The following is a 16,393-nucleotide window of genomic DNA, read 5'->3' as shown; positions in this document are numbered from 1 at the left end:
GCAGACGATGAAAAGAAATTATATAATATACATATCTATGTGTTTCGCAGCAATTGTATTGTTTAGCTGCAAAAAGGCTATTGACGAAAACATCAGGCCTTTTAACGATAAAGCCGATACAGAACTTTTAAGTACCCTTGATGGATTAGCCATAGCAACGAATGGCAATTATGCCCTTTTGGTAACCAAATCAGCAGGCGATGCCCAGTATTCACTGAGCTGGTACAATCTGAGTGAATTAAAAGGAAATAACCTCTACGCTGTTGTACGTGCTTATCCACAAACCAGAGATGATGCTTATACCTTTACAAATTCACCAACTCAGGGACCAACTACTGCCTTTTGGAGAATGTCTTACCGCCTGATATTTGGCACTAACAAAGTTATTGATGCTATACCCGAAGGAAAGGGAGCCGCGTATGATCAGATAAAAGGAGAAAACTATTTCCTTCGTGCAATGGCCTATTTTAACCTGGTAAGGGTATATGGTCGGCCATATTATCAGAATAGTGAAACATCATTAGCTGTACCACTTTCTTTAAAATCGATCATTCCTAATGACTACCAACCAGCGCGTAACACAGTAAAAGAGGTTTATGAGCAGATCATTTCAGACCTGGAAAAAGCAGCAGTATTGATGACCCAAACCAAACCAAACAACTATGTAAGCAAAGAAACGGCATGGGCATTATTATCACGTGTTTACCTATACATGGGTGGCACACCTGCAAATCCGCAAATAGATTATAATACAAAAGCTGTTGAGTACGCAGATAAAGTTATTGGTTCCAATAAATACACACTCTTGCAAGGTACTGCTTACAGCAATTCTTTTGCGATAGACAGCAAAACCAGTAAAGAAGCTATCTTCAGTTTCAGACATGATAATGCTAATGGAAATCAAATCAATGAATTCCTCAGTCCAAGAGATGTATTTGGAAATCTAAATTTTGGTGAGTATGGAGCATCACCTGATTATATGGCAATTTTAAACCAGAACCCAGGTGATTTGCGTATGAACTTCATAACCATTGAGGACGACAGAAGAGTAACTACTGGAAATAAGAGCCGCAATACCATCAAAAAATTCAATTTTGAGCAAATTAATCCACCGGGCGGTTTCGCTTACAGTCCGGAAAGTAGAAGTGGTACACCGTATCTCCGCATAGCAGAGATGTATTTAAACAAAGCTGAAGCAGCTGCTAAATTAGGTCATGACAATGAAGCTCTAATTGCGCTTAATGCAGTTAGAACAAGGGCGACAGCACCAGAGTGGACAACTGCAACACTTGCTACAGCAAATATGAGCGTTTTTGAAGCTGCCTTAAATGAACGCAGACTAGAATTGGCCTGGGAAGGACATTCATCTTATGATTATTTCAGAAATGGTATGGATATGATCAGACATTACACGGATTACTCTACAAACAATCCTTTGACGATTAAAGCAGATGATAAACGTGTGGTTTACCCGCTGCCACCAGTAGAAATTGAAAAGAATCCTAACCTGACTCCAAATCCTTAAACATACACATTGTCCCGAACTGTTATTCAGTTCGGGACAATGCTAAATTCCGCTCCAATCAGCAACAAAAAACTAACAACATGAAAAAACTACTTATTGGAATCGCTTGCCTGACCAGCTTACAAGCCATAGCCCAAAACCGGGAGATCTTATTTAAAGATGCAGACTGGAAAACACAACTTGCAACAGCTAAAAAGGATAACAAAATCATTTTCTTTGATGCCTATACCAGCTGGTGTGGCCCATGTAAAATGATGGCAAAAGATGTCTTTACCCGGGATAGTGTAGCAGATCTATTCAATCAAACTTTTTTAAATGTTAAGTACGACATGGAAAAAGGTGAAGGTCCTGCATTGAAAGATAAATATGAAGTCAGGGCTTTCCCTACTTATTTGTTTATAAATGCTGATGGAGAAGTGGTTCACAAAATTGTTGGTAGTATGCCAGCTAAAGACTTCATGGCAGAATCCTTAAAAGCCTTGAATCCTGAAAATACCACTTATGGCCTTGCCAAAAAATTCAATAGTGGTGATCATTCTGAATCTACGGTAATTGCTTACATGGAGGCATTAGAAAAGGCGTATGAAACCAGTAAAATGGGTGTTGTAGCCAAAACATATTTTGATGGTTTACCGCAATCATCTTTATCAGATACAAAAAACTGGGAATTGGCGTTGAAATACCTCAATAATCCATCCTCAAAAGCTTTTGCTTATTTATATGATCATAAAGCTGAACTGGAAAAAAAATATGAAGCCAGTAAAGTAAATATGTATTTCGAACGCACACTAAATATGTCCGTTTATGCTGTAAAAAGTGCCTACGAAAAAAACACCAATCTGAAAGAGGCCAAAGAAATTGCTGCAGCCATCAGAAAAATACAAACCAGAACAACTCCTAATGCTGTACCAATGCTTGCACAATTAGACCTGATTGAGTTTGCCGGGGCTAAGCAATGGGATAAATTTACAGCTAAAGTAGATGCGGTCCTGGCCGATGATAACTTTCCTCGTAAACCAGGTTTCATAGTGACGGCGGCAAATGACATAGTTACCTCAGCACCAGCAAAATACACCCACACAGCCACTAAATGGGCCAATCAATTAGAAAAAAATAGCCCTGACCTTTTCACCAGCATACAAATAGCCGATCTGAGAAAAAGAATATTAAAAAAACAGGGAAAAACTGCTGAGGCAGAAACCATGGCAAATAAAGCAAAGGATTTAAGGAAAGAGGCGATGCAAAAAGGACAAATGACTCCTCCAATGATGAAAGACTAAAATCAAAAAACACTAAAAATTAACTTAAATAAATAAAACAAAACACGATGATTAAAAAAGGTTTAACACTGGCAATTGCTGCCTTGTTAATGGTTAGCAACAGCTTTGCCCAAAAAGGAAAAACCGTGACATTTACAGGAAATGTTAAATTTCGGGATACAGAGAATAAATACCCGATATATCTGGGCAAATATGAAGGTGAAGGCTTTAACAGAGCGTTTAAAGCCATCGATAGTACTTCAGTAGATAAGAATAACAACTTCTCATTTAAAGTACCGGCTGACAAGCCTGATTTTTACCAGGTACGTGTTTATTATTTTGACAGGATCGATTTCTGGGCAGATAAAGACAACATCCATGTAAACGTAAGAGGCATTGATACTGCTAAAATGAAAATCAAGAACCCTCCATATATCTATATGGAAAATACATCGGCAGCAAATGATTTGATTAATGATGTAAATCTGGCAAGTTACCTGCATTATCAAAGCCAGATTGCTGCAGGTCAGGAAATGTACAAAGCCAGTCTTGCAAAAGAACCTAAATGGATCGAATATTCGAAAGATGGCTATGACCGTGTAGGTAAGGATTTAAATTTTCGTATTAAATATCTGATCAATAAGTACAAAGACCAACCATCAGTACTATATGCACTTAATTATTTAAGCCCTAAAAGGGATCAGGAATTGATTATGTCTACACTTGATTATTTGATCAAAAAGTTCCCTAACCTATCACAGGCAAAAGCCAGAAAAAAAGAGATTCTGGACGGAATAGCGCAAGCCGAAAAAATTGCCAATGGCAAAAAAGCTCCTGATTTTGCTTACCCTGATGTGAATGGTAAAAAATGGGGACCTAAAGATTTCAGAGGTAAATACTTGATCATTGATTTTTGGGCTTCATGGTGCGGTCCTTGTCGTCAGGAAATCCCTCATTTAAAAGAAGTATACAAAAAATACAAAGACAAAGGTCTTGAAATTTTAGCTGTATCCGTAGATGCCAAACAAGACGCGTGGAAAAAAGCAATGGCAGAAGAAAGAATGACCTGGCCACAAATTAATGCTCAGGAATCTAAACCAGTAATGGCTCAATATTTATTTAGCGGCATTCCTTATCTGGTTGTTGTTGACAAAGAAGGAAACATCATTGAGAAAAATGTACGTGGTGAATCTTTAGATAAAGCCCTAGAAAAAATATTTGGCAAGTAAAACTATCGGCCAGACCTAAAAGTCTGGCCTTTTTAACAAATAAAGACATCAAGAAAATGAAAAAGATAATATTAGGATTGCTATTGTTAACCAGTGTATCTGCAGTTAAAACATACGCGCAGATGGGAGCCGCTACAAAAGTGAACTGGGACATCGAAAAAAATATTGAAATCAATATGGAGATGGATTTGGTATGGGACATATTCGCCAGCAATGAACAATTACAAAAAGCCTCAAATGGTTATGTAAGTGCCATTGAGGTGGTAGATCCGAACTTCCCTATGTCCAGAAAAATAAGCTTTAAAAACGGTGGTCATCGTTTTGAAAACATCACACAAAGTGAAGCGCACAACAAATTAATAGCCATCAGTTTTTCAGATACAGACCGGCCTAAAGGAATTAAATCCGCACAGTATGCCATATTCATTAAAGCGAAAGGTAACCAAACAAGTGTAATGTGGAGAGCAAAAGTAGATGGTAATCAGGAAGCAAAAAAAGCTTTAGTTGCACAATTAAATGCCGAATATGACAGTTATGCCCAAGGACTGGAGAAGATGACAAAGAAAGTTATTCCTGCGGCACGCATGAATTAGTCACAATAGGAGTTTCAAAAGAAACTCCTATTTCATTTCCTATCTTTGCTACAATGAGGGCCCAGATATACAACTCCAGATACTTTATTGTAATAGGATTATTAATATTCCTATGCTTTACTGGAATATGGGTTTTTATATCAGGCAAACTAACCCATCGAACCCAGCAAATCGAAGTGGAACTTGCTACCAAAAACTATGAATTAAAATCCACTATCATCCGTAATGAGTTTAGCAACTTAATAAAAGGAATCGATAACCTGGAAGCCATGCTTCCTCAAATTCATAGCAGAGAAGATTTTCTAAAACAGCAGCATATTGCAGAAGCTCTGCTACTTAATCATCCAAAAATAGACAAAGGTTGGTATGCAATAGCAAGTAAGCATGACACCATTTACAAGGCGATCCGTAAGGAAGGAAATAATTACCTGCATAGCAACATCCTTAAACATCAGAAAGACTGGATTCAACAACAGTTGAAGCAAGAGCACACCCTTACAAAAAGCGGAACGGTAGTAATGGCCGCTGACACATTACATTGGTTACCTTCTTCAGAATACAAACTTTCTAAATCAGAAACCTTGATATTTGGTCTCGACATCAACCTAAGGGAATTACAACAATACCTTTGGCAAGTAGATGAACGAGGTCGTGCATCTGCATTTTTAATTGATGAAAAAGGACACTATATAACAAACCCTCTAGATAGCCTTATTGGGGTAAAAATGGATGTCCCGGTAAACCAGCAAGTCGAAAGGACTTACCTGTCTGATAGTGTTAGCTTTTATCAACTCGTTACCTCCTCCTACCTTCAACTCCCCGTTTATCGCTACTATACGCCATTAAATATTGCGAACATGAAATGGACAATGGTTATCGAAACACCAGAATTCGTAGCCAGTGAAAGCGCAGCAGGTATTAAGAACTTCATGGCCGTTCTCTTTATTTCTGCAGCTTTCATTATTCTCATCCTTATCGCATGGTCACAGGCAAAATGGCAAAGAGAGTTTATGTTACGACAACGTGTGGAAATAAACAGGCAGGAATTATCCCTAGAAAAACAAGCGCTGAGTCTCATTGCCGAGCGACAACAAAAGGACAATGCATTATTACAATTAAACTCGCTGAAACAAAAAGTAAACCCGCATTTTCTATTTAATTCATTAAGCTCGCTAAATGCATTAATAGAGAAAAGTCCGGAACTGGCAAAGTCATTTGTCGTAAAACTATCAAGAGTATACCGCTATGTTCTTGATTCTTATCCTAATGGACTGGCTACGGTTAGCGAAGAACTTCGTTTTCTCAATGAATATTTTTTTCTATTAAAAATACGGTTTGGAGATGCACTGGAACCTTTAGACATTAACATCTCCTCAGCTCATATGGAACAAAGCATCCCCTTTATGAGCTTGCAAACTCTTATTGAAAATGCAGTAAAACATAACATGCTTTCAAAAGCAAAACCACTTTTAATTAAGATAGAAAGCATAGACAATCATATTATAGTAACCAATAACCTACAATTGCGAAACGATGTCAGAGACTCTGGTAAACAAGGTTTAAACTATCTTCAAAGCACATATGCTTATTTCGGATCTGAATCATTTAAATATGGCGAAGAAGATAATGTTTACAAAGTTACCCTCCCATTGTTAAGTACTCTCGATTAGATAGATAAGCCTCCCCTTGTTAATGATGTTATAACATCAATTTAACATTATTTTCACTCCCTAAAACTGCGCCTTCACTCTATTAATTGCATAGGCTCACGTGCTAGTATTTCATAATCCGCAAACAATCAGGCATTTTAGATTATGATTTTAAATAAGACTTCATTTATAGCTTTATTTATTCTTATCTCCGCGATTGGTTTAAATGCACAAACTCCCAAAACACTTCCTAAAGTTACCCCTAAAAAAGTAAGTACTGATTCTTTAAAAAAGAAAGCAGATCAGGACACAACTAAAAAAAACACTTTAAAGGATTACAAAATCCTTTTAAAGAAAGCGAAAACCACTAACGGTATTTTTAAGGTACACCAGGTTGAAACAGATTATTACTTTGAAATCCCTTTCAACCTGATGGATAAAGACTTTTTATTAGTCAACAAAATCTCATCTGTTCCATTAGCTATCAATGAAGCAGGTGTAAACAAAGGGATGAATTATGAAAACAAAGTCATCCGCTTTCATCCAAATAAGCTGGCAAAAACAGTGTGGGTAAAAACCCTTGTACCACAGGTAGAGTCACCTGAAGGTGATGCCATCACACAATCTGTAAAAGACAACTTTGTAGGTTCTGTAATTGAGTCTTTTAAAATAGAAGCTTATTCACCGGATTCATCAGCAGTGGTAATTAAAGTCAACAAAGTATTTGACGGCACAGAAAAAAGCTTTAACGATGTATTTAATGGAATAGGCTTGGGCACTAGCGCAAAAACAGCTCTTTCTGCCATTGAGCATATTAAAAGCTTTCCTAAAAACGTAGTTGTTCGTTCATTATTAAGCACCTCTGTTACAGAAGGACAAAGTACCATAGCCATCAGCGTCGCTGTAACCACCAATCTACTCTTGCTACCTGAAAAACCAATGACACCTCGTTTTGGTGACAATCGTGTTGGCTATTTCAGTACGCCAAGATGGTACTTTTCAGATGCACAACAAAAACTGGAAACCAGAGAACTGATTACAAAATGGAATCTTGAACCAAAACCAGAAGATCGCGCGCGTTATTTAAAAGGTGAGCTGGTAGAGCCAGAAAAACCCATTATATATTACATCGACCCTTCTACCCCCAGGCAATGGGTTCCTTTCATTGTAGACGGTATCCATGACTGGCAAAAAGCATTTGAAGTAGCTGGTTTCAAAAATGCTATACAGGCAAAATTAGTAACAGATACGGCAGATTTTGATGGTGATGATGTACGTTACTCCGTGGTAACTTATGCAGCTTCTCCAAAGTCAAATGCTATGGGGCCGTCTGTAGTTGATCCACGGTCAGGTGAAATTCTTGAATCAGATGTAATCTGGTGGCACAATGTGATGACTTCATTACAATATTGGATGCGTGTACAAACAGGCATCATTGATACTGGAGCAAGAAAAAACAAATTCAGCGAACAGCAAATGGGACATGCCATTCGTTTCGTTTCGTCACATGAAATCGGTCATACACTGGGTCTGAAACATAATATGGGTTCATCTTTTGCCTATCCGGTAGACTCATTACGATCCCCAAGTTATACTGCCAGAATGGGTGGAACTGCACCTTCTATTATGGACTATGCCCGCTTTAACTATGTGGCACAACCTGAAGATGGTGTAACTAATATCACACCACAAATAGGTGTATATGATAAATATGCAATTGCATGGGGCTACCGTTGGTTAGACACTAAAGACCCGCGTAAAGCACTGGAAACCCAGAAAGAATGGATCGCAAAACATCAGAATGATCCTTTATATCATTATGGTGAGCAACAAAGTCCCTTAAACACAGTAGATCCCAGATCACAGTCGGAAGATCTTGGCGACAATGCCATGAAAGCAGGTGAATATGGTATAAAAAATCTGAAGAGATTGGTCCCACAAATACTGAGCTGGTCAGCCGAACCCGGAGATTCTTACTACCAGGCTGGTAAACTATATATGGCTACAGTATGGCAATGGAATACTTACGCAGATCATGTAATGGCCAACATTGGTGGTTACTATCTGGAAAATCCGGTTGAAGGCGATGGGAAATCTGCTTATACCCCAGTTCCAAAAAGCATCCAGCAAGATGCAATGAGTTACCTGAAAAAAGAAATATTCAATCTACCTGAATGGTTATTTAAGCCAGAATTATTATCAAAAACTTTCGCAATTAAAGATACTCCACTAGGTCCCTTTGAATATGGGCCGTACAATTTAAAACGAGAGCAGCAATATGGCCTCATGTATAGCTTAGTAAACGATGAGCGTCTGTTGAGATTATTAGAAATGGAATCTATCCATGGAAAAGACAAAGTTTACACCGTATCACAGTTACTAAAAGAGATCCGTGAAACAGTCTTCAAACCAACATTGAATGGCAAATCACTAACGCTGGATGAACGCATGACCGAACAGAACTACGTAGATGTTTTACTGGTTAGCGCCGACAAGTTAATGGACAAAATAAATAAAAAGACACTCCAGCCTGTAAGTATAGTTAAAAGCAACTTACCAGAACTATGCGACTTAACTCCTCGTGCATTTAACGAAAACCCTGCTGAAGGCATGCTGAGGAAGCAAGATGAATTGAGAAATGTTCATGTAAACTCAATGACCAGAACATCGGATGTTGCATCAGCAAAAAGGGGCGAATTAATGAGTATCCTAAACATTTTAGAGAAACATAAAGTCCGGGGAGATGAAGAAACCCGAAATCATTACATGGATTTGATGTTAAGAATCCGCCAAAGCCTGAAAATCAATTAAACTATATATAATTTTGTAATAATGAACAAGTTACTACTATTTCTTTTCCTGCTCTCGGTTGGCTTTAAGGGCTACACCCAAGAACAAACCACAGTGACCGGGACGGTACTGTCGGCCGAAGACGGGAAACCAATTCCCGGAGCTTCTGTCTTTGTAGACAAATCCGGAATCGGAGAACAATCCAGCCCTGGAGTGATCCAGAATACTGTAATCGGTGCGATGACCGATATCGACGGACGTTTTAGTCTTAAAGTTCCTGCCGGAACTACTTATTTAAAAGTAAGCTATTTAGGATATACAACTACAACAGTCAACATTACCAACAAAACAAAAGTAACTGTATCTCTAGCCAATGATGATAAGGTTCTAAACGAAGTAATCGTTAACGGATATACTGATATTTCTAAACGTAAAAACACAACATCTGTTGCCAAACTTGATTATGAAACGGTTCGTCAGAGCGGAGTATCAGGTGTTGACCAAATGTTGCAAGGCCAGGTTGCAGGTGTTTCTGTGACCAGCTTAGGTGGTGGTCCGTCATCAGCACCAAAGATTCGCATCAGAGGTACAGTGTCCTTAAATGGCTCACAAGACCCGCTATGGGTATTAGATGGATTACCACTAGAAGGAACAGATATGCCAAAACTTCTGGATAAAGATAACATTGATGAACTACGTAATTTACCTATATCAGGTATTAACCCTGATGATATTGCAGACATTACTATTTTAAAAGATGCCGCAGCAACCGCAATATATGGTGCAAGAGCAGCAAATGGCGTAATTGTAATTACCACAAAAAAAGGTAAAAAAGGTCCTATGGCCATTAACTTCAGCGCCAACTCTTTTATAGCAGAAAGACCTGATTTCAGCAAACTGAACCTGATGAATGCAGAAGAGAAAGTTAACTTCGAACTAGGGCTGGCATCAAGACCAGATCTTATCTATAGGGATAACCTTGGTGGTGTAGCAAGAATCTTAAATAAGACTGGTGAATTAGCTGCATACCGTACTAGTGGCTTCGCAGGTTTAAGCGCCAGTACACAAGCACAAATCAATGCTTTAAAAACTCCAGGTACAGATTGGGGGAAAGAACTCTATCAATCAGCCATTAACCAGCAATATACGCTAGGTTTATCAGGAGGAACAGATCAGGCTACTTACTACTTTTCAGGAGGCTATTATAACGAGAAAGGATCAACCATAGGAACAGGTCTGAAAAGATACAATACTACTTTAAAAACCGACTATCAGATCTCTTCTAAATTAAAAGTTGGAGCAGCATTATTTGGATCAGTAACAGAACAAAACAACTATTTAACTGAAGTAGATGCTTTTACCAGCCCATCGCGTTATGTAAGAAATGTAAATCCTTACCTGACTGCCAGAGATGCCAATGGTGCATATGTATATGATCCAGATATCCAGGGAACGGCAAATTTCGGTGGTGATGTTTACATTCCTTTTAACATTCTCGAAGAACGTGAAAATACCCGTTACAATCTAAGCAACAAAAGCTTCAAAGGTATATTTAATGTCAACTACAAAATTTTTAAAGACTTGAATTTCCGTTCAGAAATGGGCTTACAATTTGAAGAAAATCGTTCTGAGAAATATGGTAGTGAAGATACCTACTTTGTACGTAAAATGCGCGAAGGCACAAGGTATTATAATTCTGCTACTAAAACCTATGAATATTTCCTTCCTCAGGGTGGTGTAATCCAAAATGGAAGCACTTCATTTTTCCAATACAACTGGAAAAATATATTTGAATACAGTAAAGTAATCAATGAGAAACATGAAATTGAAGCACTTGCAGGTTCTGAAATTCGCAGGACTAAAAACCAGGTAATCAACACTAAAGGCTTTGGTTTTAACGACCGCACCTTAACTAATCAGAATATTATATTTCCAAATGCTGAGTTTGCCTCTGATCAAAAATATAGAGGATATGAAAAAACGTGGGTTGAGAATGCTTATGCTTCATTCTTTGGAACACTATCATACACCTATGACAGAAAGTACACGATTTATGGAAGTGTCCGTTATGATGGCTCTGACCTTTTTGGTGTAGATCCGAAATATAAATATTTACCGATATACTCTTTGTCAGGAGCATGGAATGCAAGCGAAGAGGATTTTATAAAAGACATTAAATGGATTTCTAATCTCCGCTTACGTTCATCTTATGGATTACAAGGAAATATCGACAAAAACACAAGTCCATTTGTAATTGGAAAGTATGAAAGTGGAAACATATTACCAGGTGCGAACGAAGAAACTATCATTGTAACCAGCCCACCAAATCAAAAATTACGTTGGGAAAAAACAGCTACATTTAATGCTGCGGTAGACTTAGGCATATTTAACAATGCTGTACAGGTATCATTAGAATATTATAACAGACAAAGTAAAGACCTGATCGGTATTCAGGAACTTCCGTTAGAGAATGGTTTTGACTTTACAAACTCTAACTGGGCGCAGGTAAGCAATAAAGGCCTTGAGTTAACTATTTCGACCAGAAACATCAGCACTAAAAATTTCCAGTGGTGGACAGACTTCAACATTGCCCACAATAAAAGTAAAGTTGAAAGGGAAAAAGTGAGTTTACAATCATTTGCACCTTCAAAAGAAGGCTATGCTGTAAATTCATTGTTTGTGATCAAAACAGCAGGTTTAGATGCTAATGGAATCCCTCAGTTTCTTCAGAATGGCAATATCGTTTCAATGGAAGATTTCTATAAACTATATGACCCATATGCAGATTTCTTTCCCGGACAATTGACACAAAGTAGTTTAACAAACCAGGAATATCAAGGTTTATTTACATATGCTGGAGATCGCGATCCTAAATATACAGGTGGACTGATCAACCGTTTCCGTTATGGTAACTTTGATCTATCTATAGCAGCAAACTTTAACTTAGGCCAGATGGTACTTGCAACTCCTCCTTACAACCCTGCTGAGTTAGACCGTGGACAAAACTTGAGCAAAGTCGCATTAAATGCATGGAGTCCGACAAATACCAATTCAACATTACCTGGTATTTTTAGTAAAGAGACCGGGGATGGCAGCAGATGGATGGCCAATAGCTGGTTAATTGATGACCCTGCTAATTCTTACAACAATCTTGATATCTGGGCAAAAGAAATGAATTATTTAAGAATTAACAGTATGCGCTTAGGTTACACTTTACCAGCTAAAATAGCAGGGAAAGTAAAAGCCAGCAACCTGCGTATAAGTGTTGAAGCTAGAAATATGTTGGTATTCGGGTCAGACTACAATGGTTATTTCGATCCTGAAACCTATGGTAATATTTATGCGCAGCCAGTTACAAAAAGCATATCAATTGGCCTAAACGCAACGTTTTAATTTTAAGTAAATGAAAAAATTAATCATATTAAGTGTTGCATTGCTTACTTTAAGCATGAGCAGCTGTAAAAAATATTTAGAAATTGAGCCGGTTGGAAAAGTTCTCCCTACCACAGTAGAAGATTTCAGGGCTTTAATGACTTCAGCATATGTTACTTTCCCTAAACACAAGGCTTTGCTGGCCTTGCGTACGGATGAATTAGCAGTTGATGAATGGGGCTATGATTATCCAACTATCAAAGACATTTATACCTGGAAAGATGCAAATCAAGATGGACTATCCGTTCCCTATCCTTACATTACGTTTTATACCAGTATTTTCTATGCCAATCAGGTCATTGCAGAAGTAGAAGCAAAAGCAGGTATTTCACCTGAAACTGCTCAATTAAAAGCGGAAGCCTACTTATTAAGAGCTTATGCACATTTTGAATTGTTAAACTTATATGCAAAACCTTATAACAAGGCTACGGCAGCCGCTGACAAAGGTGTGCCAATAGCAACTACAATTGATATTGAACAGAAATTCCCTCAAGCCACTGTAGAAGAAGTTTATACACAGATCTTTTCAGATTTGGCAAATGGCCAGCAGTTGTTGAAAATAGACAAATGGGAAAGTGGCAAAAACTATCGTTTTGGTAAAAGAGCTGCATTAGCATTATCAGCAAGAATTTATGAGTTCAGAGGAGAATGGGACAAAGCCTTAACTGCTTCACAAGCGACACTTGCTCTAAATGCTGACCTTGAAGATTTAAATATAGCAGGAAGCGGATTGCCAAATAATTACCAATCAAAAGAAAACATTATGGCACTTGAAGATGTTATGGATTCCAGAACTTCAAATGCATCATTCATCTCACCCCATTTATTAAGCATCTATAATCAAAATGATGATTTACGTTTTGCTAAATATTTCAGCAAATCTGGGGCTAACTATGTTTCCGTTAAAGGGAACTCAAATGCATTGAAAATCACCTTCCGTAATGGAGAGATGTATTTGATCGCAGCAGAAGCGGCATTACATAAAGGAGACAAAGATCTGGCATTATCACGCCTGCTCGCATTAAAAGCTAAGCGTTTAACACCAGTGTATTATCAATCAGAAGAAACCAGAATATCAGTTTTATCAGAAACTGATTTAATGAATGAAATCCTGGCTGAACGAGAACGAGAATTAGCTTTAGAAGGTCATAGGTGGTATGATTTAAGACGTTATGGGCAGCCTGAAATTAAACATACAACCGGTGGGACAGATTATATTCTTCAAAAAAATGATCCAAGATACACCATCAGATTCCCACAAGGAGCTATAACAAATAACCCGGACTTGTCCCAGTAAATCAATTCAGCTACAAGTACTCAAACTCCGGTCTGTTTCTTCAGGCCGGAGTTTTTTTATACTTTTACATTAAATCGAAAAGTTCAAAAAATTTAATGAGGGTATTAATAATTGAGGATGAAGACCTGGCGGCAGATACGCTGCAGAATATTCTCATGGAAATTAACCCCAATATACAGATACTTGATATTCTAGGTACTGTCGAAGCCAGCGTTACTTGGTTAAGTAAAAATACAGCCGACCTTCTCTTTATGGATATTCACCTTGGCGATGGTGAGAGCTTTGAAATTTTCCAGCAGGTAACTGTAGATAGCCCGGTAATTTTTACCACAGCTTACGATCAATACACTTTAAAAGCTTTTAAAAATCAAGGTATAGATTATCTATTGAAGCCTTTTGATGAAGAAGATGTACGCTCAGCATTGGCAAAACTGAATACCATCCGTAAGGCCTCAGAAATACCATTGCAGGATATTTTGTCCACTACTGGTAACAAATTGCGAAACCGGTTTATGGTAAAAATGGGGCAGCAGATCAAATCTGTGCAAGCAGAAGATGTTGCTTATTTTATGGCCGACGACAAATACCTCTTCCTGGTAACTAAGGATCAGCAAAACTATATCATAGAAGAAACGATAAGCAGTCTTGAGCCTCAATTAAATCCTGCTGATTTTTTCCGTGTAAATCGGAAGTTCATCATTAATATCAGTGCAATTAAAGAGATGTATAAGTTATCCAGAAATAGAGTAAGGATCTTGTTAAACCCAAGTCCGGCCGAAGGCATTGAAGTAATTGTCAGCGAAGAAAGAGCTGAAGCTTTTAAAAACTGGCTTGATCAGTAAAAGATTTTACTTTTCTACTCCTGTTGAATTGAACTGCAAATCATACAGTCTTTTATAATAACCATCTAATTTAAGCAATTGCTGGTGGGTTCCCATTTCCTTGATTTCTCCTTTATCCAATACCAAAATCTGATCTGCTTTTTGAATAGTTGACAACCTATGGGCAATGACAATAGAAGTCCTACCCTGCATTAGGTTTTCAATAGCCCTTTGAATAAGCATTTCAGTTTCAGTATCAACGGATGAAGTAGCCTCATCCAATACCAGAATAGATGGATTATAGACCAATGCACGGATAAAAGAAATTAATTGAGCCTGCCCAGCAGAAAGCGTAGCTCCTCTTTCCATCACATTATAATGGTAACCTCCGGGTAAACGTTCAATGAATTCGTGTGCACCGACTTTTTTAGCGGCATCAACCACCTCCTCCATTGTTATCTCAGGGTTATTAAGTGTAATGTTGTTAAAAATAGTATCTGAGAATAAAAAAACATCCTGCAAAACAGTTGCTATATTCCTGCGTAGATAATTGAGTTCATAATTCTGAATTTTAACTCCATCTATCTTGATTTCTCCTTTCTGGATCTCATAAAAACGATTTAATATGTTAATGGTAGAGGATTTACCTGCCCCAGTAGCACCTACCAATGCAACCGTCTTCCCAGCAGGTACAGTAAAGGAAATATTCTTCAACACGTAGTTGTCATCAATATATGCAAACCACACCTGGTCAAAAGAAATTGCTCCTTCCATTTTTTCAGGAACAAAAGAACCTTTATTTTCTGTTAGTTCATCTGTATCCAAAACTTTAAAAACACGCTCAGCTCCCACCATCCCCATTTGCAGGGTATTAAATTTATCGGCAAGCTCGCGAATTGGACGGAACAGCATATTGATATACAAAATAAATTCGGCAATAATTCCAGGAGTTACATCCAAAGGGTTAGCCAATATACTTCTGGAACCATACCATACTAATAGGCCTAATGACATAGCTGAAATGATCTCTACAACAGGGAAGAAAATAGAATAATACCAGTTAGAACGAATATTTGCATCGCGGTAACGGGCATTAATCTTCACAAATTTCTTATACTCCTGCTCTTCTCTGGCAAAATATTGAATAATTGATACTCCCGAGATATGTTCCTGCAAATAAGTATTCAGATTAGACACCTCAGTACGAATTTGCTGAAAAGCAGATTTAATAGCTTTTTGAAAAATAGAGGTAGCTACAATTAGTAAAGGCATTGGCAATAATACCACCAGGGTTAGTGCCCAGTCTTTATAAACCATCACTCCGATAATCACAATTACCATTAAAATATCGCCGATAATTACGATTAAACCTTCTGAGAAAATCTCAGCAATAGTTTCAAGATCAGAAACAGTACGTGTGATCAACTGTCCGATGGGAGTATTATCAAAGTACTTTAAACGCAATTTAGAAATATGATTAAATACATTAATCCGCAAATCACGAATAGCAGACTGACCAAGAGTATTGGTAAGCAATGTGTGACTAAATTGTATTCCAGCCTGTAACACTAACAGAACCAGCATCAGAATGGTCATAGTTAACAAGCCATTGTAATGCCCTTTCATAATGTAATTATCCAGGGTATGCTGAATAAGAAAGGGCCTTGCAGGAGCAATAAGTGCCAGTAATATTGTTAAGATTATGGATAAAATAAAGATTCTGCGATAAGGCTTTACATATTGAAAAACTCTCTTCAATAAGCTAACATTAAACGCATCACCAGTTATTTTTGACATT

The 16,393-nt window shown here is 37.8% G+C and carries 10 protein-coding genes; 9 read left to right on the top strand and 1 reads right to left on the bottom strand.

The genetic code is table 11. The features are described from left to right. Window positions 1–7 precede the first annotated feature (7 nt). From ABDJ41_RS03820 to ABDJ41_RS03780, 9 genes are all read left to right on the top strand, one after another. Window positions 8–1,525 carry a RagB/SusD family nutrient uptake outer membrane protein gene (locus ABDJ41_RS03820; RefSeq protein WP_349784410.1) on the top strand — a complete coding sequence of 506 codons (1,518 nt, stop codon included), beginning with the start codon at window positions 8–10 and terminating at the stop codon, window positions 1,523–1,525. An 80-nt stretch (window positions 1,526–1,605) separates the two neighbouring features. After that, window positions 1,606–2,805 (top strand): thioredoxin family protein, encoded by a 1,200-nt coding sequence (locus tag ABDJ41_RS03815; RefSeq protein WP_349784409.1) that lies wholly within the window; start codon window positions 1,606–1,608, stop codon window positions 2,803–2,805. 47 nt (window positions 2,806–2,852) lie between these two features. Next, window positions 2,853–4,013, top strand: a complete 1,161-nt coding sequence (locus ABDJ41_RS03810; protein ID WP_349784408.1) for a redoxin domain-containing protein — start codon at window positions 2,853–2,855, stop codon at window positions 4,011–4,013. A gap of 56 nt (window positions 4,014–4,069) precedes the next feature. Further along, window positions 4,070–4,606 (top strand): hypothetical protein, encoded by a 537-nt coding sequence (locus tag ABDJ41_RS03805; protein WP_349784407.1) that lies wholly within the window; start codon window positions 4,070–4,072, stop codon window positions 4,604–4,606. Between the two features lie 53 nt (window positions 4,607–4,659). Then, window positions 4,660–6,276 carry a sensor histidine kinase gene (locus tag ABDJ41_RS03800; RefSeq protein ID WP_349784406.1) on the top strand — a complete coding sequence of 539 codons (1,617 nt, stop codon included), beginning with the start codon at window positions 4,660–4,662 and terminating at the stop codon, window positions 6,274–6,276. 144 nt (window positions 6,277–6,420) lie between these two features. After that, window positions 6,421–9,066 (top strand): zinc-dependent metalloprotease, encoded by a 2,646-nt coding sequence (locus ABDJ41_RS03795; protein WP_349784405.1) that lies wholly within the window; start codon window positions 6,421–6,423, stop codon window positions 9,064–9,066. A 21-nt stretch (window positions 9,067–9,087) separates the two neighbouring features. Further along, entirely contained in the window at window positions 9,088–12,438 is a 3,351-nt protein-coding gene (locus tag ABDJ41_RS03790) for a SusC/RagA family TonB-linked outer membrane protein (RefSeq protein ID WP_349784404.1), read from the top strand. Between the two features lie 10 nt (window positions 12,439–12,448). Next, window positions 12,449–13,774: a RagB/SusD family nutrient uptake outer membrane protein gene (locus tag ABDJ41_RS03785; protein ID WP_349784403.1), complete on the top strand. Its 1,326-nt coding sequence runs from the start codon at window positions 12,449–12,451 to the stop codon at window positions 13,772–13,774. Between the two features lie 95 nt (window positions 13,775–13,869). After that, window positions 13,870–14,616 (top strand): LytR/AlgR family response regulator transcription factor, encoded by a 747-nt coding sequence (locus tag ABDJ41_RS03780; RefSeq protein WP_349784402.1) that lies wholly within the window; start codon window positions 13,870–13,872, stop codon window positions 14,614–14,616. A 6-nt stretch (window positions 14,617–14,622) separates the two neighbouring features. Here ABDJ41_RS03780 and ABDJ41_RS03775 read toward each other — a convergent pair whose 3' ends face one another. Continuing rightward, entirely contained in the window at window positions 14,623–16,392 is a 1,770-nt protein-coding gene (locus ABDJ41_RS03775) for an ABC transporter ATP-binding protein (protein ID WP_349784401.1), read from the bottom strand. Window position 16,393 lies beyond the last annotated feature (1 nt).

It is taken from the genome of Pedobacter sp. ASV1-7, from assembly GCF_040203335.1.
Taxonomy (GTDB): domain Bacteria; phylum Bacteroidota; class Bacteroidia; order Sphingobacteriales; family Sphingobacteriaceae; genus Pedobacter.
This window is presented reverse-complemented; position numbering and strand designations above follow the sequence as displayed.